Origin of the sequence: Streptomyces sp. NPDC059371 (assembly GCF_042751995.1) — a bacterium.
GTDB lineage: Bacteria > Actinomycetota > Actinomycetes > Streptomycetales > Streptomycetaceae > Streptomyces.
Genome location: NZ_JBHYXD010000002.1, coordinates 221,960 through 245,594 on the forward strand (window position 1 = coordinate 221,960; position 23,635 = coordinate 245,594).

Here is a 23,635-nt window from a genome sequence, read left to right on the forward strand (position 1 = left end):
CTGCCGGTGCGTGTCCGGGATTTCGTCGCCGAGGGCGGTGGAAGGCCCGCCGGGACGGCGCGGCGGGAACTCAGATCACCCGGAAGACCGGCCCGCGCGCGGTGAACGGGAGCCGCGCGCCGTGCGGGATCAGATAGGCGTGTTCGCGCCGCACCCGCAGCACGTCGCAGTATCCGTCCGTGATCACCAGGACGGGCGCGCCCGGCGGGAAGTCGTCGGCACGGTGCAGCAGATCGATGCCCGGTTGCAGCACGGTGCCACCGCGCCCGTGCACCCGTACGCGTCCGGCGATCTCCGTGACGGGCAGATAGCCCGCGTCGTGCGGGGCGGCGTCGCAGAACACGACGCGCGCGGCCGGTACGTCACGGGCCCCGGCGTACGAGGCGATGGCGCCCAGTGCCTTGCCGAGCAGGGTGCGGTCCATGGAGGCGGAGGTGTCGAGGACGACGCCGAAGGTGCAGCGGGCGATCTCCTCGGGCGGGAACCAGCGGCCCGCGCGCGGGATACCCGGGGTGGCCGCCTGCCGGCGGGAGGGACGGGCGTACGAGCGCAGCGGCTCGGGGCGGGGCACGAACTCGTCGAACCAGCGGGCGAGTCGGGCGTCCCAGGGCAGCGGCGGATGACTGAGCGCGCGGATCTCCTCGACCAGACCGCCGGGGAGGAAGCCGCGCTCCTGCCGCTGGTGCAGATCGAGGCCCCGGGCCAGGCCACGCCGGTAGAACTCGTCGAGGTCGACGTAGTCGCGCGCGGAACCGAGCGGTCCGCCCAGGATGTCACCCACGCCCTTGCCGCGCAGGGTGGCCAGGCGGCGCACGCGGCGCAGGTCTCCGGCGATCCGGTCGTACACCTCCTCGGCCGACAGGTCCTTCAACTCCGGGTCGTGGAGCAGCCCTTCGGGCATCGTGCCGACCTGCATCTCGCACAGCCAGCCGTTGATCACGTAGTCGGCGGCGACGTTGAAGAGGTACGGGTCCCGGGTGCCGCGGCGGTCGCCGTGGCGCAGGGCGGCGTGCAGCATCTCGTGGGCTAGGACGAACCGCCATTCCTCGTCGTCGAACCGGCGCAGCGGGTTGATGTAGATCTCGGCCGCCTCGGTGTCCACGGCGGCGACGGAGATGCCGTGGGCGCGGGCGAGTTCGGCGTCGGCGACGAGGGTGATGCCGGCGGCGAGGCCACCGAGCAGCGGGTAGGAGGAGACGAACCAGCTCAGCGCCCGCTCCCAGGGCCGGAGCGGGGTGGGCCCGTCGCCCAGGGAGACGCGTCGTCCGCCCGCCACGTCCATCGCGGCGGCCATGGTACGGGTCAGCGCGTGCGCGAAGGCCACCTGCCAGTCGGTCGGAGTGGCTCCCTGCCAGGTGCTCCAGGACACGAGGACCTGGTCCGGGGCGCCGCCCGCCGTACCGCAGTGTTCGTACCGGGGCGGGATGCCGTCGCGGCGCCAGGCGGCGGCGAGCCGTTCCTCGTCCCCGTCGGGGTAGGAGTCCGGGAGGTCCTCGGGGGTCAGCCGCGCCGAGAAGCCGCGCAGGAAGCGGTTCACCACCACGCAGCGGGCTGCGAGGTCGACGCGGTCCGGCTGCTCGCGTTCGCCCGTCGCGGCCGGGAGATGACCGAAGCCCAGATGGATGACGGCGTGCGCCACGGCCCAGGCCCAGGTGACGGGGTCGGCGCGCCGGGTCGGGTTGACGTGCACGGTCCCGTTGGAGTCGACGGCCACCAGCCCGTCCCGGGGAACTCTGGCGCACGTCTCCTCCCGGCAGACGCGGAAGTTCACGGCGTCCAGCGCCGGGTTGGTCCGTACGAGCCGCATCCCCTCGGCGAACGCCTCGGCGGCGGGATCGGGCTTGGCCCCGGTCCCGGCCTTGCGGGAACGGCTCATCGCCGCGCCTCGACCAGACGCGGCATGTCCCGGGCGGCCTCCACCAGGAACCACGCGGGCAGGACCGGATTGCCGTCGGCGTCCGAGGCGATGACGGTCTGGGCGACCTCGACGGATATCTCCGCGAGCTGGATCAGCAGGGACTTGGCCCGGTACGCGGTCTGGCGGGCGTTCGCCGGGATGTGGTCCCGGCCGGCCGGGAGTTCCTTGATCAGACGGCCGCGGAAGGACTCCGCGAGGTAGTAGAGGAGGTCGCGGTCCTCCATGCGGGAGGGCCAGCGGGCGTCGCCCTTGAGGACGGCCTCGATGCCGAAGCGACTGCGCACGATCTTGACGTAGCCGCAGAACGCGACCGCGTGCGCCGGCGTCAGGGTGCCGTGGGCGATCACCTTCAGGGTCTCCTCGTCGAGCCCGTCGCCGAAGGAGCGCAGCGCGTCGGAGAGCATGTGCCAGGAGCGCGGCGTGGAGAAGGGCTCCTCGGTCTTCGGCGGCTTGGACCACAGGTGGTCGGGGCGGTCGGTGACGTGGTCGAGCACCCAGGGGTGGATGTCGTTCGCGGCGGCCCAGACGAGCCAGTCCTTCGGAGAGGCCTCCAGATGAACATGCGTGAGGCGGTTGACCAGCGCCGAGGCGATCGGGCGGGCCAGCGCGTTGTCCGTCGCGCGATTGCCCGCGCCGATCACGATGGAGCCCTTCGGCAGCTCGTAGTCACCGATGCGGCGGTCCAGGATCAGCGAGTAGAAGGCCTTCTGCACATCGGGGGTCGCCGCGTTCAGCTCGTCCAGGAACAGGCAGTACGGCTCGTCGCGGGCGATGGCCTGCGGCGGACAGAAGACGGAACGCCCGTCGCGGATCTGCGGCACACCGATCAGGTCCTCGGGCGCGAGCTGCGTACCCAACAGGCTCACGCACTCCAGCCCGAGCGATTCAGCGAACTCCCTGACCAGGGAGGACTTTCCGATGCCGGGGGCGCCCCAGAGGAAGACCGGCCGCACGGTGGCGAGACCGAGCAGCAGCTCCGGGACACGGGAGGGAGTGACGGTGACGGCTGCCTGCACAGGCGGGCTCCTTGACAGCGTGAGAGGGACGGGAGAGGTGCGAAAGATGGGAGAGGTGCGAGGGACGCGCGCGAGAGCGCGGCGTGCGATGCCCACAGTGTGGCTACGGCGGTACGCCCGCCGCCTCCCATTTTCCGTCGCACACGACCCTTCGCGGCCGGTGAACAGGACGCCTTCGCCCGGTGGTCGGAACGCCTTCGGCCGGTGGTCGGGACGCCTTCGCCCGGTGGTCGGAACGCCTTCGGCCGGTGAACGGGACGCCGCACGTCCCCTCGCGCCGGAATACCCGCTCAGGCCGCCCGCTCGTCCGGGCGGGACGGCAGCGGGACTTGGGCGCCGTCGCACTCGCGCAGCCAGCGCCGCAGCACGTCGTGCACGCGCTCGGCGCCGACGAGTGCGGCGTCCGCGCCGACCGGTGGGGACAGGGTCAGCGGGGAGAGGAGGAACGGGTGCCCCTGGGCGCCCCCGAGCCCCCCGTGCGAGCCGATCTGCTCCTCGAAGGCGAGGACCTCGCCCTCCACCGGGTCGTACCAGGAGTTGACCATGATGTCGGCGGTGTGCGGGAACGTGTGCGTGCGCCGCACCGCGGCGGCGGCGCCGGGGCCGAAGTCGGCCAGCGGGCCAGGGTGTTCGTCGTCGAGCCGGCCCACCGGCACCTCGGCGCCGTGCGCGCCGAGGACGAGGCCGCCGTGCTCCTCGCTGCGCACCAGGAGGAAGCCGACGCCGGGGTGGTTGGCGAGCGTGGACAGCAGCGCGGGGTGACGCCGGTCGATCTCCTCCCGGCTCATCCGGTGCGGAACGTCCGGGAAGGAGACGAGACCGAGGTTGCCGGAGGCCAGAACCAGGGGTTCGGAGCGACGCCCCGCCGGTCCGCGCCACTCCTCGCGCTCCTCCACCGGCCGGCGCAGCGCGGCCCGGACGGCGGTCCGGGCCTCGGCACCGCTGTGGGTGCGCCGGACCTTGCGGGGCACGGGCAGCCCGCAGCCGGCCCGGACCAGATGGCCGAGGCTGAGGCCGTACCTGTTCAGGAAGGTCTCACCCGGGCTCTGGCCGTGGTCGGAGAGCACGACGACGCGGTAGGGCCGCGGGGCGTGCTCGGCGACCTTCTCGATCAGCGCGAGCGAACGGTCGAGCCGCTCCAGGATCCGCTCGGCGTCCCGGCTCCGCGGCCCGGAGTGGTGCGCCACCTCGTCGTAGGCGACCAGGTCCGCGTAGACGGCGTTGCGTCCGGCGAGCATGTCGCCGATCACCGCGGCGACCACGACGTCCCGTTCCACCACGGTCGCGAAGGCGCGGACGAACGGATACAGACCGCCGCGTCCGACGCGGGGCCGTCGTCGCTGGAGGCGGGCCCGGGTGGACTGGCCCGTCTCCCTGAAGACCTCGGCCACGAACGACATGGCCGTACGGACGGCGTTGGCCGGGTCGGAGAAGTACGCGAAGTATCCGGCCCGTGAGCGGTTGTCCCGTCCCCGGCGCGCGGCCACGGACAGCACGAGGGCGAGCTCGTCGGCACCGCCGCCGAAGAGGTTGCCCCGGCTCGCTCCGTCGGCCGTGAGCAGGCCGCCGTCGCCGGTACGCGCGACGGCCCGTCGCTGGAGCTCGGCGGCACCGGTCGGCCGGTTGCAGACCATGACCTCCTGGGTGTCCTTCTCGTACCAGCGGAAGGCCGGGACGTCGTGGTTGGTGCCGTGCAGGATGCCGAGCTGGCTGGCGCCGGTCTGGCTGGACCAGTCGGTTCTCCACGGGATGAGCCGGTGGCTGGGACGGTTCCCGTCGAGCCATCGGGCGGCGGTCGGCATGAGCCGTTTGCCGATCGCCTCCCGCAGCACGTCGTGCCCGACGCCGTCGAGCTGGAGGAAGACCACGCCGGGGGTCGAGGGGCCGGGCCGTCCGGCGGCGCGTCTGCGGCGCCGGTCGGCGAGCCGGTAGAGGCGGCGCCGGTACGCGTCGTCGTCCCGTACGGCGAGGGCGGCGCCGGTGGCCGAGGCGACGGCCGACATGACGGCGGCCACGACCACGGCGGTCTCGGGCGCCGCCTCGCCGTGCCCGGAGGGGTTGAGCCGCAGGGCGATCAGCAGCAGCGAGCCGTTCAGGAAGAAGACGAGCAGGCCGAGCACGAACGCGGGGACGAGCAGCAGGGTCCGCACGAGCAGGGGCCACACCAGCGCCGACAGGAGGCCGAAGACGCCCGCGCCGGCCGCCGCGGTGACGGCGATCCGTGTCGCGCTGTCCCCGCTCTCCGACTGCAGCCGGAAGTCGGGCAGCGCACCGGCGAGGACGAGCATCGTGAGCGTGGACACGGCCCACACCGTGATGCTGCGCCCGGCCGCGCTGGCGAGGCGCCGCCAACGTCCTTTGTCCACGCCCAGTCCACCTCACGTCCCGGCCCGCCCGGTCCGCGCGGCCTTCTCCCACCCTGTCACAACGGCCGGAGATCCCCAGAAGTCCCCAAATAGCCGCGAGAAGTGCCGTGAGAAGTGCCCGAGAGCTGCCTCGACGGGCTTCCCCGTGCGGCGGTGAGGGTTCAGCGGCCGTCGTAGCCGGCGGTCGGCATCGACAGGCGGCGGTGGACCCTGGCCTTCATCTGGGCGTCGTACGACGGTTCGGCGGTGCCGACGGTCTCGACCCGGACGCCGCGGCGGGCGCACTCGGCGGTGAACTCCTCCACCGAGGCGAGGGCGCGCTCCAGCACCCGGCGGCTGGGCGCGACGAACAGGTCCACGAGACCGGCCTCGACGTCCGCCCACAGGCTGCGGTGGTCGGGGCGCAGTCCGCGTACGAGAAGTTCCCGGGTGACGACGTAGCCGTGCTCGGCGGCCCAGCGGGCGCACATCGCGTGCTGGCTGCGGGAGTCGACGAGAAAGGGGTCCTCGTCGAGCTCTTCCAGAGGGGTCAGGCTCGCGATCGCCATGACGCGGAGCGACGAGGAGTGCGGCGGCGGGCCGCCGTGCTCGTGCGGGCGTGTGAGGGCGTGCGCGCCGGAGGCACCGCGTGCGTCTCCCATGGTGTCCCCCTCACCTCCTGGTTTCGCCGCAGACCCTACTCCTGCCCGTAGGCTCGGGGGGAGTCGTGCGAAGGAGGCAAAGAGGTGCCGGTGGAGATCACCTGGTGGGGGCACGCCACCTGCACGCTGGAGGACTCCGGGACACGCGTGCTCACCGATCCCCTCTTCGCGCGCCGGCTCGCGCACCTGCGGCGCAGGCGCGGGGCGCCGCCCCCTCCCCCGGCGGCGGTCGCGGACGTCGCGCTGGTCTCCCATCTGCACGCCGACCATCTGCATCTGCCCTCGCTGGCACGGCTGGCCCCGGGCACCCGGCTGCTCGTGCCGCGCGGTGCCCCGCGTTCGGTGCCCGGGCTGCGCAAGCTGCGCCATCTGCGGCTCACGGAGGTCGCGCCCGGTGACCGCACCCGGGTCGGTGACCTGGCCGTACGCACGGTTCCGGCCCGACACGACGGGCGCCGGCTGCCGATCGGACCGCACCGCTCTCCCGCCGTGGGGTATGTGATCGAGGGAGAGGCGCGGACGTACTTCGCCGGGGACACGGGGCTGTTCGCGTCGATGGCCGAGGAGGTCGGTCCGGTCGACGTGGCGCTGCTGCCGGTGGGCGGCTGGGGCCCGTATCTCGGGGAGGGGCATCTGGACGCGGGGCGCGCGGCGGAGGCGCTCGCCGCGTTGCGTCCGCGCAGCGCTGTGCCGGTGCACTACGGCACGTTCTGGCCCATCGGGATGGATGCCGTGCGCCCCCATGAATTCCATGCGCCGGGCGAGGAGTTCGTACGCCTGGCCGCCGAACGTGCGCCCCAGGTGGCGGTGCATCTGCTGAGCCAGGGAGAGAGCGTACGTCCGGAGGCCGCTCGGTGATCTTCCTGGCCGCCACGGCGCCGGTCGTGCCTCCGGAGTCCACTCAGCAGGCGATCGGCTATCCGTCGCTGTTCCTGCTGGTGCTGATCGGCGCTCTGGTGCCGGTGGTGCCGACGGGGGCTCTGGTGAGTTCGGCGGCGGTGGTGGCCTTTCACCAGGAGTCGCCCTTCGCGCTGCTGACGGTGTTCCTGGTCTCCTCGGTGGCCGCGTTCCTCGGCGACATGTCGCTCTACTGGCTCGGGCACCGCGGCATGGGCTCGAAGAACGGGTCGCGCTGGCTGGAGGCGATCCGGGAACGCGCCCCCGAGGACCGGCTCGCTCAGGCACAGGAGAAACTCGACGACCACGGCATCGCCGTCCTCGTCCTGTCCCGCCTCGTTCCGGCGGGCCGCATCCCGGTGATGCTCGCCTGCCTGATCGCGAACATGCCGCTGCGTGTCTTCGCCCGCGGGGACGTCCCGGCCTGCCTCGCGTGGGCGGCCACCTACCAGATCATCGGCATCCTCGGCGGATCGCTCTTCCCCGAGCCGTGGCAGGGCGTGGTGGCGGCGGTGGCGCTGACCGTCGCGATCAGTGTGGCGCCGAGTATGTGGCGCAGGTTCCGCCGTACGAAGGCCTCCTAGGGGGCGCGCTCGCCGTCTGCTACGAGGGGGCGGTCACCGCTTCTCCCGCGGGGCTCTGCGGGGAGCGCTTCACTCCAGCACCCGGGACCCTCCCACCGCCAGATCCCACAGGTTCTCCCGGGCCAGGCCCGCCCGCTCCCAGGCCGCCCGCACGCGCCGCAGGGGTTCCAGGACCGGTTCGGCCGAGAGCACGAAGGTGCCCCAGTGCATCGGGGCCATCCTCCGCGCGCGCAGGTCGACGGCCGCCTGCACGGCCTCCTCGGGGTCGCAGTGCACGTCGCTCAGCCACCAGCGGGGGTCGTACGCGCCGATGGGCAGGAGGGCGAGGTCGATCCCCGGGTGGCGCTGCCCGATGCGGGTGAACCACTGGCCGTAGCCGGTGTCGCCCGCGAAGTAGACGCGCCGCCCCTCGGGTGCCGTGAGCACCCAGCCGCCCCACAGGGAGCGGCACGTGTCGGTGAGGGTGCGCTTGGACCAGTGGTGGGCGGGGACGAAATCGAAGCGGACACCTTCGAGTTGGGCCGCCTCCCACCAGTCGAGTTCGGTGACCCGGCCGAACCGCCGTCGCCTGAACCAGCGTCCGAGCCCGGCTGGTACGAACACCGGTGTGTCACGCGGGAGTCGGCGCAGGGTCGGGGCGTCCAGATGGTCGTAGTGGTTGTGGCTGATGACGACCGCGTCGACGCGCGGCAGCGCGCTCCAGGCCACTCCGACGGGGGTGATCCGGGCCGGGGTTCCCACGATGCGGCGGGACCAGACCGGGTCGGTGAGGACGGTGAGCCCGCCGATCCGGATCACCCAACTCGCGTGCCCGGCCCAGGAGACGGCGACCGTCCGGGCGTCCACGCCGGGCAGCGGTCCCGGCGCGAAGGGCAGCAGCGGGATCTCGGCGAGCCCTTCGGCGGACGGGCGCGGCGCACCCTCGCGGGCGAGCCGCGCGAAGGCCCGCAGCCCGGGCAGCGGCGCGGTCAGCCGGTCCACGAAGGACCGGGGCCAGACGCGCCGCTCACCGAGGGGACGCGGCTCGGCGAGCGGACGGGGCTCGGCGAGCGGCGGCGACGGCGGAGGAGAGGGAAGAGGAGGAGGGAGCGCGGCGGGGTTCCCCGGCGCGGGGGCGGTCGCGGCCAGGGGATCGTCGGTGTCCTGCGGCTTCGTGCTCGTGGTCGACTCGGACTGCTGCGTCATCGCGGAGGCTCCCGTCGCTCTGCGTCGTCGCGGAGATCGCCGAAGGCCGACCCCAGGAGGGTCAACGCGCGGTGCACGTGCGGCAGTTCCAGCGGCGAGGGGGAGTCGAGGGATTCCTCCCGCTCCTCATCGGTGGAGCCGAGCAGTGGTCCGGTGCCGAGGCGGAAGCGCAGGGAGGCGAGGTCGTCGCCGAAGCGGTGTCCGCCCGGCGCGGGCATGCCGAGCCGGGCGGAGAGCCAGTCCTCCAGGTCCTGCGCGTCGCCGACGCCGTGCGCGCCGAGGGCCGAGCGGAGCGGGCCGAGGTCGACGTACAGGTGCCGGCCGGCCTGCGGGGGTCGCGCGACGGCGCCCGCGGCGGTGACCAGGCGGTGGGCGGCGTCGGCCACGCGCGCGTGCAGGCGTACGGCGGCGGTGAGCCGTTCGGTGATCGCGGCGGGCTCGCCGAGGGCGTACGCGGCCGCCGCCGCGACCGGTTCGGCGACGCGCGCGCCCAGCACGGTGAGCACGTCGAGGACGCGGGAACGCAGGGACGCGCCCGCCTCGTTGTCGGGGAAGCGGGCGACGGCGGCGGGCCAGCCCTGGGGCAGGAAGGCACCCGCGAGATCGGAGATCACGCAGACGTCGTCGGGGAGCATCTCGGCGGGGCTGAGCAGCACGGTGTCCCGCGGCTCGTGCAGGGTGTCGCGCCAGGTCTCGTCACTGACGATGTACAGCCCCGCGCCCGCCGCGGCCTCCACGGCCTCGTGCACCACCTCGGGCGGGGCGACGGTGGCGGTCGGGTCGTCGGCGACGGACAGCAGGAGCAGCCGCGGGTCGCTGCCCTCCGCGCGGACCCTGCGGACGGTCTCCAGGAGGGCGTACGGATCGGGGACGCCGCCGCACTCCGCGGGCGTCGCCACATGGAACACGGATCTGCCCAGCAGGCGTGCCTGCGGCGCCCACCACGCGGCACACGGGCGGGTCACGAGGATGTCGCCGCCGAGCGCGCCGGTCAGGGCCAGCAGCAGCGCGGCGGCTCCGGGGGCGGCCGCCACCCGGTCGGGCGCGGCGCGCAGTCCGCGCCGGGTCCAGTAGCCGCTGGCGGCGTCGAGGAGCACGGGGCCGCCGCCGCAGGGCTCGGCGGCGGAGCGGTCCGCGGCGGCGGCCAGCACGGCACGGAGTTCCGGCAGCACGGGCAGGCCCTGGTCGGGCAGGGGCGGACCGTACCGGACCGGTCCGTGGCCTTCGGGGTCCGTCCGCCGCATACCTGCCTCCGCACCGTGGATGCCGCCGTTCCCTGTTCCGGAGCCTGCCTGCCCGTGCGGTTCCGGGCGCCTTCGCCCCCTCGTACGCCTACCTCTGCCAGCTCCGCCGTCGGCGCAGTCGGTGCAGCCGGTGCGCGGTCGCGCCCAGGGCACCGGCGATCAGCAACCCGCCGGTGACCAGGGCCGGCACGGAGTCCGTGAAGACACCGCCCTCACCGGCGTGCACGCCCCGCCGGCCGACGGGCGGACGCTCGGCCGCTCCGGTGCCGGTCCCGCTGTCGGGCCCATGGGTCGCCGTGTCGCCGCGGGCCACGGAGTACGACGCGGTCCACTGCTTCCCGTGACCGCCCGGGGGCGCGGGACAGACCCCGCCGACGTTCCACCGTCCGTCGGCGCCCCCGGGGTCGGGGGCCGCCTCGTCCGGGCCCACCGTGCCGGGGGCCGTGAAAGCGGGGCCCACGGTGTCCGGGCTCACCGGCTCGGGGACCGTGTCGGGCCCCACGCTGTCCGGGCCGAGGTCGTCGGGGCCCACCGCGTCGGGGCCCACCGCGTCGGGACCGACCGGATCCGGGCCGACCGAGCCCGGGCCGACCGAGCCCGGGCCGACCGAGTCCGGGCCGAGGGCGTCCGGAGCGACCGTGTCCGGACCGTCGGTGCCGGGGATCAGCGAGTCGTGGGCCGCGGGGTCGTCGGCGGCGCCGGAAGCGGGGGCCTGGGCATCGGGCCCGGCGGTGTCCGAGCCCCCGGCGTCGGGGTTCACCGCCTCCGTACGCACGTCCGCGCGCGCCCCGCCGGAATTCTTCGCGTCGGAGGCGCTCGACGCGCCGGAGCCGAGCGTGCCGGGGCTCACCTCGGTGAAGCCGCGTCCCGTGTCGTCGGACCCTCGCGTGGCCGGGTCGGCGGCCGGACCGAGCTCGCCGGACGAGATGTGGGCGGTGCCGCTGTAGGAGGCGGCGCCCGCGGTGGCCGGGTCGGCGCCCCCAAGGCGGTGAAGCTGGACCTTGCCGTCCTGGAAACCCTGGGAACTGGCGTCGATGGAGTCGGGCAGGGTCCCCCCGATCGCTTCGCACCTCACCGTGACGGTGACGGTGCCGCCGGGTTCGACGGAGCCAGGACTGACCTCCGCGGCCGGATCCGCGGCCGCGCCCGACGCGGCGGCGCCGAGAGCGGCGCCGGCCAGGGCGGTGGCGTACAGGACACGGGCGGTACGGCGCATGAGCGGGGCTCCTTCGGCGGGCTGCGGTCCGAGAGCCACGGCCGTCGTGTCCCTCGGAGCCATCAGAGCCCGCCGTACCGCCGGGCGCGAACGGCCGGGCACCATTCGCGGGAAAGCGGGGCCCGAGCGGGTGACATCACAGGCGGGGCGCCACCGGTCCCCCGTACACACCCCGCGACCGCGCCCGCGCCGGTGACCCGCCTCCGTCGAAAGCCCCGTAGGCCCCCGAAACCCGAGCCGTACGACCCCCGGCCCGAGCCGTACGACCCCCGGCCCGAGCCCGTACGACCACCGGCCCGAGCCCGTACGACCCCCGGCCCGAGCCCGTACGACCCCCGATGCCGAAGCCCCTACGCCCCCGAGGCCGGAACCGCCGGGCCTCAGGCCGCGTCGCGCATGATCTGGTCGCGCAGCCGGGTGCAGCAGCGGCTGATGAGGCGGGAGACGTGCATCTGGGAGATGCCCAGTTCGTCGGCGATACGGCTCTGGGTCATGTCGCTGAAGAACCGCATGTAGAGGATGGCGCGTTCCCGCTCGGACAGGGCCTGGAGCCGGGGTTTGACGGCCTCGCGGTCGATGACGGTGTCGAGGGCCGGGTCGGGCGAACCGAGGGCGTCGCTGAGGGAGTAGCCGTCCTCGCTGCCCGGCAGTTCGGCGTCCAGGGAGAGCGCGGTGAAGCTCTCCAGTGCCTCCAGGCCCGTACGGACGTCCTCCTCGCTCATACTGGCGTGCTCGGCGATCTCGGCGACCGTGGGCCTGCGGCCCGGGATGGTCTGGGACAGGTCCTGGGAGGCGAACCGGACCCGGTTGCGCAGGTCCTGGACCCGGCGAGGCACGTGCAGGGTCCACATGTGGTCACGGAAGTGACGCTTGATCTCGCCGGTGATCGTCGGCACCGCGTAGCTCTCGAAGGCGTTGCCGAGCTCGGGGTCGTAGCGGTCGACGGCTTTGACCAGCCCGAGCGACGCGACCTGGCGCAGGTCCTCGTGGCTCTCGCCGCGGTTGCGGAAGCGGCCCGCGAGCCGTTCGGCCATCGGCAGCCAGGATTCGACGATCTCGGCCCGGAGCGCGTCGCGCTGCTGTCCCGGCGGGAGCGTGGCGAGCCTGCGGAATGCCTCCCCGGTGTCGGGGGCGTCGTCGTGCGGATGGTGCGTCGCGCTCGCTTGAGTTCGCATGGTGCGTCGCAGCTCCCTCGATGGTGCCATGTGATGGACAGTCATCGTGGGAACGCACCCGTGCACCGGACGAGTACACCCATGGCGCGGCTGGCCGCTCCCACGGACGTGCCTCCTGTCCGAAGCACTGCAGTGGCGTCTGCCCCGCGCCATGCGGGGCAAACACCCTTCCATTCTCCCTGGCTTCGGACCGCGCGTCCTCCCGGGGCCCTCCTCGGCCCGGGTCAGGGGCGGCGGCCGACCAGGCAGAGGAGCTTCGTCTGGACGTCGGCGCCGGGCGGGGGCTCCTCCGGGGCCGCGAAGAGTCCGGTCCGCTCCAGTTCCGCCGCGTGCGGGGTGACCTCCCGGACCGCGAACGACAGCAGGTCGTCCGGGAGTTGTTCGTCGGCGCCGATGGCGCGGGACAGGTCCCAGGTGTGGACCGTCAGATCGGTGACGAGCTGCGCGCAGTAGTCCTCCGCCGGCATGTCCGCGAAGGAGAGATGGACCGTGCGGTCGAGCGCGCCGGGCTCGGCGAACACCGAGCGGGAGGCGTCGGCCACGGCCTCCCAGGCGGCGACGGGGTCGGGACCGAGCGGATCGCCGTCCAGGCTGTCGCCGACCGAGTCGACGGTCGCGCCGTCGCGGACCAGCGCGGGCACCCACGCCTGCTCGGAGACGAGATGGCCCACGAGGTCGCGCACGCTCCAGGCGGCGCAGGGCGTGGGGGCCTCCCACTGGTCGTCGCGGACCGCGTGGACCCGGCGGCCGAAGAGCTCCAGGGCCTCCGTCTGCCGGACCAGGACCGGGTGCGGGTCGGTCGTCATGCCGGCGGCACCCCCGCGGGTCCGCGTTCCCGGGCACCGTCCCGGGTACGGGCCGCCGCTACGCGCCGCCGCGGGTGGCGGCGCAGATACTCGCCCTCCAACTGGGCCATGCGCACGTTGTGGGTGTGCAGCGCGTCGTTCGAGCCGTGCAACAGCGTGTCGTGGCGGGTGCGGTGGATGGCCTCCAGCTCTTTCATGAGCTGCTGATCGTCCAGCCGGCCCGGGTCGACTCCGGTCATGGTGCTACCCCGCTCGTCGTGGCCGTCGGTGCGGTCCGGGCATCCGCCCCGGGCAGACACTGCCCCGAGCGGCGTCCGGGAGGGAGCCGTGGATCGAGACCCACTCCCTCCACTCTACGAACATCCGGGGTGCCGGGCCTCCCCGGAACGTGCCCGGCACCCCCGCGTCCCCACCGGGGCCCAGCCCGGGCGGGGCCTCCGCTCCCGCCCGCCTACCGCTCGCGCTTCCCGCCCGCCTACCGCTCACGCTCCACGCGGCGCTCGTCCCACACCGGCTCCCGTGTCTCCCGTACGCGGCCGTCCGAGCCGAAGACCAGGTAGCGGTCGAAGGAGCGGGCGAACCAGCGGTCGTGGGTGACCGACAGCACCGTCCCCTCGTACGCCTCCAGGCCCTCCTGAAGCGCCTCCGCGGACTCCAGGTCGAGGTTGTCGGTCGGCTCGTCGAGGAGCAGGGCGGTCGAGCCCTCCAGCTCCAGGAGCAAGATCTGGAAACGCGCCTGCTGGCCGCCCGACAGCTTCTCGAAGCGCTGCTCGGCCTGGGCGGTCAGCTCGTAGCGGCGCAGCCGGGAACTCGCCGCTCCGCGGTCCTGAGCGTGCTCGGTCCACAGGATGTCCAGGAGCGTGCGGCCCTCCAGTTCCGGGTGGGCGTGGGTCTGCGCGAAGTGGCCGGCGACCACGCGGGCGCCGAGCTTCCACTCACCGGTGTGCGCGACGTCGCCGCCCGCGAGGAGCCGCAGGAAGTGCGACTTTCCCGAGCCGTTGGAGCCGAGGACGGCGACGCGCTCGCCGTAGTAGACCTCCAGGTCGAAGGGCTTCATCAGGCCGGTGAGCTCAAGTCCCTTGCAGGTCACCGCCCGCACGCCGGTCCGCCCGCCGTGCAGCCGCATCTTGATGTCCTGCTCGCGCGGCGGCTCCGGAGGCGGTCCGGCCTCCTCGAACTTGCGCAGCCGGGTCTGCGCCGCCGCGTAGCGGGACGCCATCTCATGGCTGACGGCGGCCGCCTGACGGAGGTTCAGCACCAGCTTCTTGAGCTGCGCGTGCTTCTCGTCCCAGCGCCTGCGCAGCTCCTCGAAGCGCGCGAACCGCTCGCGCCTGGCCTCGTGATAGGTCGCGAAACCGGCGCCGTGCACCCAGGCGTCCGCGCCGGCCGGGCCGGGCTCGACGCTGACGATCTTCTGGGCGGCGCGGGCGAGGAGTTCGCGGTCGTGGGAGACGAACAGGACGGTCTTGCGGGTCTCCTTGAGCCGCTCCTCCAGCCAGCGCTTGCCGGGCACGTCGAGGTAGTTGTCCGGCTCGTCGAGGAGCAGCACCTCGTCGGTGCCACGCAGCAGCGCCTCCAGCACCAGGCGCTTCTGCTCGCCTCCGGAGAGGGTCCTGACCAGGCGCCACTGGGCCTTCTCGTAGGGGACGCCGAGGGCGGCCATCGTGCACATGTCCCACAGGGTCTCGGCCTCGTACCCGCGGACCTCGGCCCAGTCGGACAGCGCCTGCGCGTAGCGGAGCTGCGACGCCTCGTCGTCGACGGTCATCATCGCGTGCTCGGCGGCGTCCACGGCCTGGGCCGCCTGGCGGATGCGGGGCGGGGCCACGGAGACGAGCAGCTCGCGCACGGTCGTCTCGTCGCGTACGGACCCCACGAACTGCCGCATCACCCCGAGTCCGCCGCCGACGTTCACGGTCCCGCCGTGCGGTTTGATCTCTCCCGAGATCAGCCGCAGCAGCGTGGTCTTCCCGGCCCCGTTCGGGCCCACGAGGGCCACGACGGCGCCCTCCCCCACCCGAAACGACACATCGCCGAGCAGCGCCCTCCCGTCGGGAAGGTAGTACTCAAGGTGTGCGGCTTCGAGATGTCCCATGGGCAGGCATTCTCCGGGGAGCGGGGGTGCGGGGCAAACGCGTATAGGACGACGGGGTCGGAGAGCGGGGGCGGGAACCGCCGGATCCGGGGTAGACGGGGCCGCATGACCACGACCCCGGTTGTCGACCTGACCGCCCTCGTACCGGGCCGCCACGCCCTTCGGGACCGCCTCCTCGCCCTGGACTGCCGGCTCTTCGAGGCGGTCGCGGCGCGGCACTGGCCGGGCGGCGACCCCGTGCTGCCGCGGCTGAGCCGGAGCGCGAACCACGGTGTGCTGTGGTTCGCGACGGCCGCCGCCGTGGCGGCGAGCAGGACCCCGCGGGCCCGCCGGGCCGCCGCACGGGGTGTCGCCTCGCTCGCCCTGGCCTCCGCCGCGATCAACACCGTCGGCAAGCGCTCGGTGCGCCGCACCCGCCCCGGGCTCGGTCCGGTCCCCGCCGTCCGGCGGCTCAAGCGGCAGCCGATCACCACGTCGTTCCCGTCGGGGCACGCCGCGTCCGCCGCCGCCTTCGCGACGGGGGTGGCACTGGAGTCCCGCGGCTGGGGCGCGGCCGTCGCACCGCTGGCCGCGGCGGTGGCGCTGTCCCGCGTCTACACCGGCGTCCACTTCCCGAGCGATGTCGTGGCCGGTGCGGTCCTGGGTGTCGGGGCCGCGTACGCGGTGCGCGCGCTGGTGCCCACCCGGGACGGGCTCACCCCGCCCGGCCGTCCGCGCACGGACGCGCCCGCGCTGGCCGACGGCGAGGGCGACGGGCTGGTCATGGTGGCCAACACGGCCTCGGGCACCGTGGAGCGGGTCGGGGCGCTGGCCGCCGCGCTGCCGCGGGCGGAGATCGTGGAATGCGAACCCCACGGCATAAGGGAGGAGCTGGAGAAGGCGGCGGCCCGTGCCCTGGTGCTGGGCGTGTGCGGCGGCGACGGCACGGTGAACACCGCGGCCGAGGTCGCCCTGCGCCACGGGATCCCCCTGGCCGTTCTGCCGGGCGGCACGCTCAACCACTTCGCCCACGACCTCGGCGTGGAGGGCGAACGCGATCTGGTCCGCGCGCTCCGGGAGGGCGAGGCCGTCCAGGTGGACGTGGGCCGGTTCGCGTCCGGCGGCAGGAACGGCATCTTCCTCAACACCTGCAGCCTGGGCATCTATCCGGAGTTGGTGCGCGAGCGGCGGAACCGGTCCAGGGTGATCGGCAGTTGGCCCGCCGGAGTCCTGGGCGCGCTGCGCGTGCTGCGCGCCGACCATCACCCGCTGCGGGCCGAACTCGGCGGCCGCAGCCACCCGTTGTGGCTCCTGTTCGCGGGCAACGGCACCTACCACCGGATGGGCCTGGCTCCCGCCCGCCGCTTCGACCTCGCGGACGGCCGCCTCGACGTACGGGTGGTGCACGGGGGCCGCCATCCCGCGATACGGCTGCTGGCCGCGGCCTTCGCGGGGCCGCTCACCCGCTCGCCGGCCCACGCGGCCGTACGGGTGGGCCGCCTGCGCATCGAGGGCGTCGCACCCGGCACGCTGCTGGCCTACGACGGTGAAGTCACCGAGGTGGGCGGCGAGGTGACGCTGCACAAGAGCCGCGAGGCGCTGACCGTCTACCGCCCGCTTCCCGCCCACTGACCAGGCAGTCTCCTCGCTTCGTCCACATCGCAAGATGCGGGTCTCATTATTCGGCATGACCGCGTACGGTGATGACATCGCCTCAGGGAGTGCGCACACCCCCGGGAGACCCGTACGACGAGAAGGGGATCGGTCATGTCTCAGTCACAGTCGAAGCCGCAGGAGACCGCCGTCTACACGCACGGCCACCACGAGTCGGTGCTCCGGTCGCACACCTGGCGCACAGCCGCCAACTCGGCGGCCTACCTGCTCGACTCGCTGAAGCCGCACATGAAGATCCTGGACATCGGCTGCGGACCGGGCACCATCACGGCGGACCTGGCCGAGCGGGTGCCGGACGGCCGGGTCACCGGCGTCGACCACGCCCCCGGCATCCTGGACCAGGCACGCCGGACGGCGGCCGAACGCGGCCTGGGCAACGTCGAGTTCGCCGTCGCCGACGTCCACGCGCTGGAGTACCCGGACGACACGTTCTGCGTGGTCCACGCCCACCAGGTGCTCCAGCACGTGGGTGACCCGGTCCAGGCGCTGCGCGAGATGCACCGGGTCACCAAGCCCGGCGGGATCATCGCGGTCCGCGATTCGGACTACTCGGCCATGACCTGGTATCCGGCGGTGCCGGGCATGGACGACTGGCAGGATTTGTACCTGAGGGTGGCCCGCGCCAACGGGGGCGAGCCCGACGCCGGCCGCCGTCTCAAGTCATGGGCACTCGCGGCCGGCATCCGGGACATCACGGCCACGTCGAGCACCTGGACCTTCGCCACCGAGGACGAGCGGGCGTGGTGGAGCGGACTGTGGGCCGACCGTACGGTGGCCTCGGCGTACGCGGAGCGGGCGACGCAAGGGGGCCATGCGACCACGGAGGAACTGCTGGCGGTGTCGGCCGCCTGGCGGCAGTGGGGACGGCAGGAGGACGGCTGGTTCTCCGTGCTGCACGGAGAGATCCTCTGCCGAAAGGCGGCGTGACACCGCTGGGAGAGTCGGGGGCGGCCGCGCGCGGTCACGGCGGCGAACGGCTGCACGCGGCCCGGGGCCAGGGCGCGTCCCGGCCACCGGGCTGCTCGCCGCCACCGGGCCGCTCGCCCAGCCAGTACGGCGCCGCCCAGCCCGGACGGCGCCGCTCAGCCCGTACAGCTCGTGAGACCGGTGAACCCGGTGAGGCCCGCGAACCCGGTGAGGCCCGTGGATCCCGTGAAGGAGTACGCCGCCCACGGCCCCGTCAGCTCCACCCGCATCCCCGGCTCCTCACCCTCGCCGTTCACCCGTTCCACGAAGGCCCCCGAGTCCGCGCGCGGCACCAGATAGGCCGCGTCGAGGACCCTGTGCCCCTCTCGCCCAGGAGACGCCTCCCGGGACGAGGCCGGGGCCGTCGGGGTCAGCAGCCGGTTCTCCTCGGCGCACTCGGAGAGGGTGTGGTGCAGCCGGCGAGTGAACGCCCCGGCGTGTTCGGGGGCGGTGTCGGCGTACACCCGCACATCCCATTCCACGCGTCCGTCGAGCCGGTCGAGCGTCCGCAGGAAGTCCTCCCTGCGTTCGTCGATCATCACGCGTACGCCGCTGTCGTCCCGCAGGACGGTGGCGAGCCGGAGCGGCAGCGGGCTGGTGACGGCGGTGAGCGCGTCGAGGACGCCCTGGTGGGCACGGGCGGTCGCCTCCAGCCAGTGGACGTCCTCCAGCCGGCGGCGCAGCGGCTCGGCGTCGAAATCCCGCTCCGGGACCGAGCCGACCACGGCGATCAGGTCGCCGTGGCGCAGCAGTCTGGGCGGGACGCCGCCGACCCCGGTCAGCTCGACCGACAGCGCCGCCGGGAAGGGGCGGCAGATCGCGTAGACGTAGCGCAGAGCGCTCATGAATCTCCTCCCGCGCTTCCACTCGCGCCCCCCGCGGCGTACTGACCATGGTGCCCTCCGGACACCGGTCAGCGCACCATGGCCGTCTCGACCAGCAGACGGCCCGCCGCCGCGATCGACTCGGCGTCGATGCCCGCGGCGTGGAGCTGCTCGTCCGGGCTCGCGGAGCCCGGCATCGTACGGACGGCGAGGCGCACCAGCCGGGGCACGGGACGGCCGTCGGTGAAGGCGTCGAGCACCGCGTCCCCGAGGCCGCCCTCTTCCCGGTGGTCCTCCACCGTGACCAGGCAGCCGGTCTCCTCCGCGGCCTCGCGCAGGGTCGCGCGGTCCACCGGCTTCACCGAGTAGAGGTCGATCACCCGGGCCTGGATGCCCTCGCGGTCGAGCGCCTCCGCGGCGGCCAGCGCCTCGTGGACGGTGACACCCGCGGCGACGAGCGTGAGCCGGTCGTCGGCGGAGGCGCGGAGCACCTTGCTGCCGCCGACGGGGAACTCCTCGGTGGCGCTGTAGATGACGGGGCTCTCACCGCGTGAGGTGCGCAGATAGCGGATGCCCTCCAGGCCCGCCATCGTGGCGACGAGCTTCCCCGTCTGGTTGGCGTCGCACGGGTACAGCACGGTCGAGCCGTACACGGACCGGAACATCGCCAGGTCCTCCAGGCCCATCTGCGAAGGCCCGTCCTGGCCGATGGCGACGCCCGCGTGGGAGCCGACGAGGTTGATCCCGGCACCGCTGACCGCGGCCATGCGCACGAAGTCGTGGGCCCTGGTGAGGAAGGCCGCGAACGTCGAGGCGTACGGCACCCAGCCGCGCGCCGCCATGCCGACGGCGGTGGCGACGAGCTGCTGCTCGGCGATGTAGCACTCGAAGTAGCGCTCGGGGTGTTCCTTGGCGAAGAACTCGGCACGGGTCGAGTCGCCGACCTCGCCGTCCAGCACGACGACGTCGCCGCGGGCGTCGCCGAGCGCGGCGAGCGCCTTTCCGAAGGCGTCACGGGTGGCGACCTCGTCACCGGTCTCGTACCGGGGCAGGTCGAGGTGTCCGGACCGTACGGCGTGCAGCATCCTGGCGGCCGGCGGCGGCTGGACCGCGACCCGGTGGTCGTGCACGCCGCCGAGTTCGGCGATCGCCGCTTCGGCGTCCGGCAGCGGTTTGCCGTGCATGCCCTCGCGGTCCTGGACCGATGCCACGCCCTTGCCCTTGAGGGTGCGGGCGAGGATCACGGTGGGCCGTCCGCCGGTGGAGTCCGCCTCGGCGAAGGCCCGGTCGATCGCGTCCACGTCGTGGCCGTCGATCTCGACGGTGTGCCAGCCGAAGGCGGCGAACCGGCGCGCGTACGCGTCGAGGTCGTGTCCGTGCCGGGTCGGCCCGCGCTGGCCCAGGCGGTTGACGTCGACGACGGCGGTCAGGTTGTCGAGGTGCTCGTACCCCGCGTGCTCGGCGGCCTCCCACACGGAGCCCTCGGCGAGTTCGCTGTCGCCGCACAGCACCCGGACGCGGTATCCGGTGCGGTCGAGGCGCTTTCCGGCGAGCGCGATGCCGACTCCGACCGGCAGTCCCTGGCCGAGCGATCCGGTGGCGGTCTCGACCCACGGGAGCCGCCGGGGCGTGGGATGCCCTTCGAGCCGGCTGCCGGCCTTGCGGAAGGTGAGCAGCTCGGCCTCGTTCAGCGCGCCGGCCGCCTTGTACGCGGAGTACAGGAGCGGTGAGGCGTGTCCCTTGGAGAGGACGAAGCGGTCGTTGCCGGGATGCCGGGGGCGCTCGAAGTCGTAGCGCGTGTGGTTGGCCAGCAGGACCGCCATCAGGTCGGCGGCGGACATGGACGACGTCGGGTGCCCCGAGCCCGCGGCGTCGGCGGCCCGGACGCTGTCGACGCGCAGTTGCCGGGCCAGGTCGTTGAGCTCGCGTGTGTTCATGGTGTCCCTTCCCTGCGTCCGGCGGTTTCCGGACAGCTCGGCGCTCCGGCCTCTCCTCGCAGTCGCGGGTGAGGCCGGTCTCCGCCCGCCGTACGGGCTTTCCGCGTCCCCCCGACCCGGGGACCCAAACACGGGCATGCCCGGCGTTTCACGGCCGCGGTACCCGGGGCGCCCTCTCATCGCGCCCGGTGCGGCCGGACCTCGGGGTCGCCGCAGGGGCCCGTGTCCGCGCCGGGGACGTCGGGCGGCCCGGACGGGATCGGCGGGCGCACCACTTCATCGCCCGCGGGTACCCGCACGGCCGGACACGTAACGGAACCGGCCGGGTGCCGTGGGCGATCGTCCGCATCGGTCTCCCGTGCCGCGCGACGGCCTCGGATGCTCCACCCGGCGGTGGCGCAGCCGAGGCCGTCGTCACGAGGAACCCGAGGAACCCGAGGAACCCACGAGGAACCCTGGGACGGACGCCTCAGGACGTGGACGGGGGCCGCATGCGGAAGTCGTAACGCGCCGGGAGCGGCTCGTCGGCGATCCGGGACCACAGCCGGTCGATGGTCTCCGCGCCTTCCCGCAGGTCGGCGACCTCGAAGCCCGCGTCGAAGATCGCCCGCGCGTCCTCACGGCGGCCCTCGGCTAGCAGCAGTTCGGCCTCGACGAGGCGGAACCCGCCACGGTCCCGGGTCCTGGGGTGCAGCCGCTCCCACACGGCACGCGCCTGCGCCGGGCGGCGGGCCCTCAGCAGCGCCTCGATGGCCTCGCGGCCGAGCGCGGCGGTCACGGCGGTCCACCGTTCCCCGTCGTCGCGCCGCTCCCGGCACAGATCGTCGAAGGCCTCGGCGTAACGGTCGGCGGCCCGCTCGTCGTTGCCCGCCTCCTGGTCGGCGACGGCGAGGCAGCGCAGCAACGGCCAGAGCGACGGGGCGAGTTCGAGGGCCCGCTCCCAGCTCCGTACGGCCTGGGCGACGTCTCCGGCATGCCACTGGGCGACGCCGAGGTGGTACTCGGCGGCGGGGCCGGCGGGCGCCGTCTCCAGCATGTCGCGCCAGTGCGACGCCACCAGTGTCTCGCCGGGCGGCCCGACCCGCCGGAGCTCGGGGAAGGCGCCGGAGCTCAGCAGTTCACGCCACGGCTCCTGGTCCTCGCCGAGCGTGCTCTCCTCGAAGGGCGTCCCGGGCAGTTTGTGCGCGGCGCGCAGCACTTCGAGCGCGCCCCAGCCGGAACCGACGGCGAGGACCTCGCCGGGCGCGGTGTCGGCGTGCGGCAGCCAGGCGGCGTACGCGGCGTCGACCGCGGCGCGGGAGAGGGCGCTCTCCAGCCGGCCCTCGGCCTCCGCCCGCGCGGCCTCCCAGTCCGCCCCGTGCGCCGTCTCCGCGCTCACGGACAGCGGCCCGTACGCCTCCAGCCAGGAGACGTCGCTCTCGGCCTCGAGCCGTACGTGTTCGAGCTGGGTACGGGCGAGTCCGGCCTGGATCTCGCAGTACCCGCCGGTCCCGGGCTCGGTGAGCCACTCCTGCCAGCGCCGGCCACCGGGTCCCGAGCCCCAGACGAAGAGCTTGCGCCCGCGCAGGACGTCGGTGGACGTCTGGACCAGGCCCTCGCCCGAGCCGTCGACCGCGGCGATCCAGCGGCGCCGCCCGTCGGGCACCTCGTAGAAGTAGTCGGCGGGGAAGGTGCTGTTGAGGGGGTACGTCCGGTCGGTCCCGTCGTACGCCGGCACGGGCACCCGGCGCAGCCGTCGCTCGTAGCCGAAGTGCCAGGCCTCCTCGGCGGGGGCGAGCACCCTGCGCTCCTCGGGGACCGCGATGTTGGACCACCAGTACAGCGGGGCGGGCCTCTCGTGCGGGTTGCGGACACGGACGCCGACGTACAGGAAGTCGGAGCCGTCCGGCAGCCACAGATCGACCTGGAAGGGGAGGTCGCGCAGGCGTTCCCACTCCCACAGGCGCAGCATCTCGCCGCCGTCCGGGGCGGGGACGCGGGCCGCGTGGACGGGTGAGCACGACAAGGTGGTGTGCCCGGTCGCCCCGATGTTCCACTCGATGCCGCCGGAGAACCAGGCGCCGTTGAGGGCGAAGCAGGCCGGCTGGAGCACCGGGTTGGTGTAGAGCAGTTCCGTCTCGGTGGGTTTGTGGAAGAGCGAGACGACGCGGCCTCCGTAGCCGGGCAGCACGGTGGCGCGCAGCCGGTCGTTCTCGATCACTATCGTGTCGAGTCCGCGCGGCGCCCTCTCTCGCTCGTACCCGTCGCGTATGCGTTCGGGCAGCACGCTGCGCAGCGGCTCGTACCCGATCTGCCGGGCCATGTCGCCCGGCAGACCGACGCGGTCGCGGTCGTCGATCTGGTGCATCTCGTCGAGGGTCCGCAGGGGCGGCAGCGGGTTGCTCGGGCCCAGTTCCGCCGCGGGAAGGGCCAGTACGTCACGTCGGATCGTCGTCACGACGACCATGGAACATGGTGATCGGCCTGCTGACCAGGGTGTCCGCTCATCAGAATCCGGTCAGGATTCCGCAAAGACGCGGCCGGTCAGCCGGGTTTGACCATCTCCGCGGTGATCGCCCACCGCTCGTGGTCCCGCCAGGCACCGTCGATGTGGATGAAGGCCGGCGAGAAGCCTTCGAGGCGGAAGCCGCAGGTGCGGGCCAGCGCGATCGACCCCGCGTTGCCGGGCTGCGCGTTGATCTCCAGCCGGTGCAGGCCCATCTCCCCGAAGGCGTACCGGACGACGAGGCCCAGTGCCTCGGTCATGAGCCCGCGCCCGGCCGCGTGCGCGAAGGCGCCGTAACCGAGGGCGCCGCACAGGAAGCCGCCCCGGACGATGTTGTTGATGTTGATGAAACCGGCGATGCCGCCGCCGTCCCGTTCGCAGACGAGGAACCCGGCCTTGGTCGGATCGTCGATGAGCCGGCCGGCGTAGACGGCATAGGAACCGACGTCACCGGGCGGGAAGAGCCAGGGGTGGTGCAGAGTTCTGCTCTCCCTGGCCCGTGCGGTGAACTCCGCGCCGTCCTCGAGCGTGAAGGGGCGGATGCCCACACGGGGGCCCTCGGCGAGAAAGCCGACGTTCTCAGGCATCCGGTCACCCTACGCGATCACTGGCGCGGCGGCAGCTTCA

19 protein-coding genes are annotated in these 23,635 nt (G+C 73.7%); 4 read left to right on the top strand and 15 right to left on the bottom strand.

Annotation, left to right across the window (positions count from 1 at the left end; translation table 11 throughout):
- Window positions 1-70: 70 nt before the first annotated feature.
- From ACFXGX_RS02215 to ACFXGX_RS02230, 4 genes are all read right to left on the bottom strand, one after another.
- Window positions 71-1,876 carry a hypothetical protein gene (locus ACFXGX_RS02215; protein ID WP_384783722.1) on the bottom strand — a complete coding sequence of 602 codons (1,806 nt, stop codon included), beginning with the start codon at window positions 1,874-1,876 and terminating at the stop codon, window positions 71-73.
- On the bottom strand, window positions 1,873-2,934 hold the full coding sequence (locus tag ACFXGX_RS02220; protein WP_384783724.1) for an ATP-binding protein: 1,062 nt from the start codon (window positions 2,932-2,934) through the stop codon (window positions 1,873-1,875). Before ACFXGX_RS02220 ends, ACFXGX_RS02215 begins: the two co-directional genes overlap by 4 nt.
- Before the next feature lie 290 nt (window positions 2,935-3,224).
- Window positions 3,225-5,222, bottom strand: a complete 1,998-nt coding sequence (locus tag ACFXGX_RS02225; RefSeq protein WP_384783824.1) for an alkaline phosphatase family protein — start codon at window positions 5,220-5,222, stop codon at window positions 3,225-3,227.
- Between the two features lie 239 nt (window positions 5,223-5,461).
- Window positions 5,462-5,941, bottom strand: coding sequence for a hypothetical protein (locus ACFXGX_RS02230; RefSeq protein ID WP_384783726.1), 480 nt, complete (start codon window positions 5,939-5,941; stop codon window positions 5,462-5,464).
- 84 nt (window positions 5,942-6,025) lie between these two features.
- Here ACFXGX_RS02230 and ACFXGX_RS02235 point away from each other — a divergent pair, with 84 nt between their 5' ends.
- Together ACFXGX_RS02235 and ACFXGX_RS02240 are read left to right on the top strand one after the other, a co-directional pair.
- A complete protein-coding gene (locus tag ACFXGX_RS02235; RefSeq protein ID WP_382795248.1) occupies window positions 6,026-6,799 on the top strand; it encodes an MBL fold metallo-hydrolase in 774 nt (257 codons plus the stop codon).
- On the top strand, window positions 6,796-7,422 hold the full coding sequence (locus tag ACFXGX_RS02240; RefSeq protein ID WP_384783728.1) for a DedA family protein: 627 nt from the start codon (window positions 6,796-6,798) through the stop codon (window positions 7,420-7,422). The genes ACFXGX_RS02235 and ACFXGX_RS02240 overlap by 4 nt, the downstream gene beginning before the upstream one ends.
- Before the next feature lie 69 nt (window positions 7,423-7,491).
- On the opposite strand, the gene ACFXGX_RS02245 is transcribed toward ACFXGX_RS02240, so the two are convergent.
- From ACFXGX_RS02245 to ACFXGX_RS02275, 7 genes are all read right to left on the bottom strand, one after another.
- Window positions 7,492-8,607 carry an MBL fold metallo-hydrolase gene (locus ACFXGX_RS02245; RefSeq protein ID WP_384783730.1) on the bottom strand — a complete coding sequence of 372 codons (1,116 nt, stop codon included), beginning with the start codon at window positions 8,605-8,607 and terminating at the stop codon, window positions 7,492-7,494.
- Window positions 8,604-9,851, bottom strand: coding sequence for an aminotransferase class I/II-fold pyridoxal phosphate-dependent enzyme (locus ACFXGX_RS02250; RefSeq protein ID WP_384783732.1), 1,248 nt, complete (start codon window positions 9,849-9,851; stop codon window positions 8,604-8,606). Before ACFXGX_RS02250 ends, ACFXGX_RS02245 begins: the two co-directional genes overlap by 4 nt.
- A gap of 88 nt (window positions 9,852-9,939) precedes the next feature.
- Window positions 9,940-11,067, bottom strand: a complete 1,128-nt coding sequence (locus tag ACFXGX_RS02255; protein WP_384783734.1) for a hypothetical protein — start codon at window positions 11,065-11,067, stop codon at window positions 9,940-9,942.
- Window positions 11,068-11,447: 380 nt separating this feature from the next.
- Window positions 11,448-12,242: an RNA polymerase sigma factor SigF gene (locus ACFXGX_RS02260; protein WP_384783736.1), complete on the bottom strand. Its 795-nt coding sequence runs from the start codon at window positions 12,240-12,242 to the stop codon at window positions 11,448-11,450.
- Window positions 12,243-12,466: 224 nt separating this feature from the next.
- Window positions 12,467-13,048: a TIGR03086 family metal-binding protein gene (locus ACFXGX_RS02265; protein ID WP_384783738.1), complete on the bottom strand. Its 582-nt coding sequence runs from the start codon at window positions 13,046-13,048 to the stop codon at window positions 12,467-12,469.
- Entirely contained in the window at window positions 13,045-13,287 is a 243-nt protein-coding gene (locus ACFXGX_RS02270; protein WP_384783740.1) for a DUF6158 family protein, read from the bottom strand. The genes ACFXGX_RS02265 and ACFXGX_RS02270 overlap by 4 nt, the downstream gene beginning before the upstream one ends.
- A 236-nt stretch (window positions 13,288-13,523) precedes the next feature.
- Window positions 13,524-15,143 carry an ABC-F family ATP-binding cassette domain-containing protein gene (locus tag ACFXGX_RS02275; RefSeq protein ID WP_384783742.1) on the bottom strand — a complete coding sequence of 540 codons (1,620 nt, stop codon included), beginning with the start codon at window positions 15,141-15,143 and terminating at the stop codon, window positions 13,524-13,526.
- A gap of 105 nt (window positions 15,144-15,248) precedes the next feature.
- On the opposite strand from ACFXGX_RS02275, the gene ACFXGX_RS02280 reads away from it, so the two are divergent.
- Entirely contained in the window at window positions 15,249-16,754 is a 1,506-nt protein-coding gene (locus ACFXGX_RS02280; RefSeq protein WP_384783744.1) for a bifunctional phosphatase PAP2/diacylglycerol kinase family protein, read from the top strand.
- Window positions 16,755-16,889: 135 nt separating this feature from the next.
- A complete protein-coding gene (locus ACFXGX_RS02285; protein WP_384783746.1) occupies window positions 16,890-17,723 on the top strand; it encodes a class I SAM-dependent methyltransferase in 834 nt (277 codons plus the stop codon).
- A 155-nt stretch (window positions 17,724-17,878) separates the two neighbouring features.
- On the opposite strand, the gene ACFXGX_RS02290 is transcribed toward ACFXGX_RS02285, so the two are convergent.
- From ACFXGX_RS02290 to ACFXGX_RS02305, 4 genes are all read right to left on the bottom strand, one after another.
- The gene (locus tag ACFXGX_RS02290; protein WP_384783748.1) at window positions 17,879-18,607 is read right to left on the bottom strand and encodes a GvpL/GvpF family gas vesicle protein; all 729 of its coding nucleotides are present in this window, start codon (window positions 18,605-18,607) and stop codon (window positions 17,879-17,881) included.
- Window positions 18,608-18,675: 68 nt separating this feature from the next.
- Window positions 18,676-20,523 (bottom strand): transketolase, encoded by a 1,848-nt coding sequence (locus tag ACFXGX_RS02295; protein WP_384783750.1) that lies wholly within the window; start codon window positions 20,521-20,523, stop codon window positions 18,676-18,678.
- Between the two features lie 469 nt (window positions 20,524-20,992).
- On the bottom strand, window positions 20,993-22,969 hold the full coding sequence (locus ACFXGX_RS02300; RefSeq protein ID WP_384783752.1) for a DUF5107 domain-containing protein: 1,977 nt from the start codon (window positions 22,967-22,969) through the stop codon (window positions 20,993-20,995).
- Between the two features lie 77 nt (window positions 22,970-23,046).
- A complete protein-coding gene (locus ACFXGX_RS02305; protein WP_384783754.1) occupies window positions 23,047-23,595 on the bottom strand; it encodes a GNAT family N-acetyltransferase in 549 nt (182 codons plus the stop codon).
- Window positions 23,596-23,635: the final 40 nt, after the last annotated feature.

Coding starts and splice junctions, on each gene's coding strand:
- ACFXGX_RS02305 (WP_384783754.1), bottom strand. CDS start 23,595: ATGCCTGAGAACGTCGGCTTTCTCGCCGAGGGCCCCCGTGTGGGCATC.
- ACFXGX_RS02225 (WP_384783824.1), bottom strand. CDS start 5,222: ATGCTCGTCCTCGCCGGTGCGCTGCCCGACTTCCGGCTGCAGTCGGAG.
- ACFXGX_RS02285 (WP_384783746.1), top strand. CDS start 16,890: ATGTCTCAGTCACAGTCGAAGCCGCAGGAGACCGCCGTCTACACGCAC.
- ACFXGX_RS02275 (WP_384783742.1), bottom strand. CDS start 15,143: ATGGGACATCTCGAAGCCGCACACCTTGAGTACTACCTTCCCGACGGG.
- ACFXGX_RS02290 (WP_384783748.1), bottom strand. CDS start 18,607: ATGAGCGCTCTGCGCTACGTCTACGCGATCTGCCGCCCCTTCCCGGCG.
- ACFXGX_RS02230 (WP_384783726.1), bottom strand. CDS start 5,941: ATGGGAGACGCACGCGGTGCCTCCGGCGCGCACGCCCTCACACGCCCG.
- ACFXGX_RS02270 (WP_384783740.1), bottom strand. CDS start 13,287: ATGACCGGAGTCGACCCGGGCCGGCTGGACGATCAGCAGCTCATGAAA.
- ACFXGX_RS02255 (WP_384783734.1), bottom strand. CDS start 11,067: ATGCGCCGTACCGCCCGTGTCCTGTACGCCACCGCCCTGGCCGGCGCC.
- ACFXGX_RS02295 (WP_384783750.1), bottom strand. CDS start 20,523: ATGAACACACGCGAGCTCAACGACCTGGCCCGGCAACTGCGCGTCGAC.
- ACFXGX_RS02300 (WP_384783752.1), bottom strand. CDS start 22,969: ATGGTCGTCGTGACGACGATCCGACGTGACGTACTGGCCCTTCCCGCG.
- ACFXGX_RS02215 (WP_384783722.1), bottom strand. CDS start 1,876: ATGAGCCGTTCCCGCAAGGCCGGGACCGGGGCCAAGCCCGATCCCGCC.
- ACFXGX_RS02260 (WP_384783736.1), bottom strand. CDS start 12,242: ATGCGAACTCAAGCGAGCGCGACGCACCATCCGCACGACGACGCCCCC.
- ACFXGX_RS02250 (WP_384783732.1), bottom strand. CDS start 9,851: ATGCGGCGGACGGACCCCGAAGGCCACGGACCGGTCCGGTACGGTCCG.
- ACFXGX_RS02245 (WP_384783730.1), bottom strand. CDS start 8,607: ATGACGCAGCAGTCCGAGTCGACCACGAGCACGAAGCCGCAGGACACC.
- ACFXGX_RS02280 (WP_384783744.1), top strand. CDS start 15,249: ATGACCACGACCCCGGTTGTCGACCTGACCGCCCTCGTACCGGGCCGC.
- ACFXGX_RS02265 (WP_384783738.1), bottom strand. CDS start 13,048: ATGACGACCGACCCGCACCCGGTCCTGGTCCGGCAGACGGAGGCCCTG.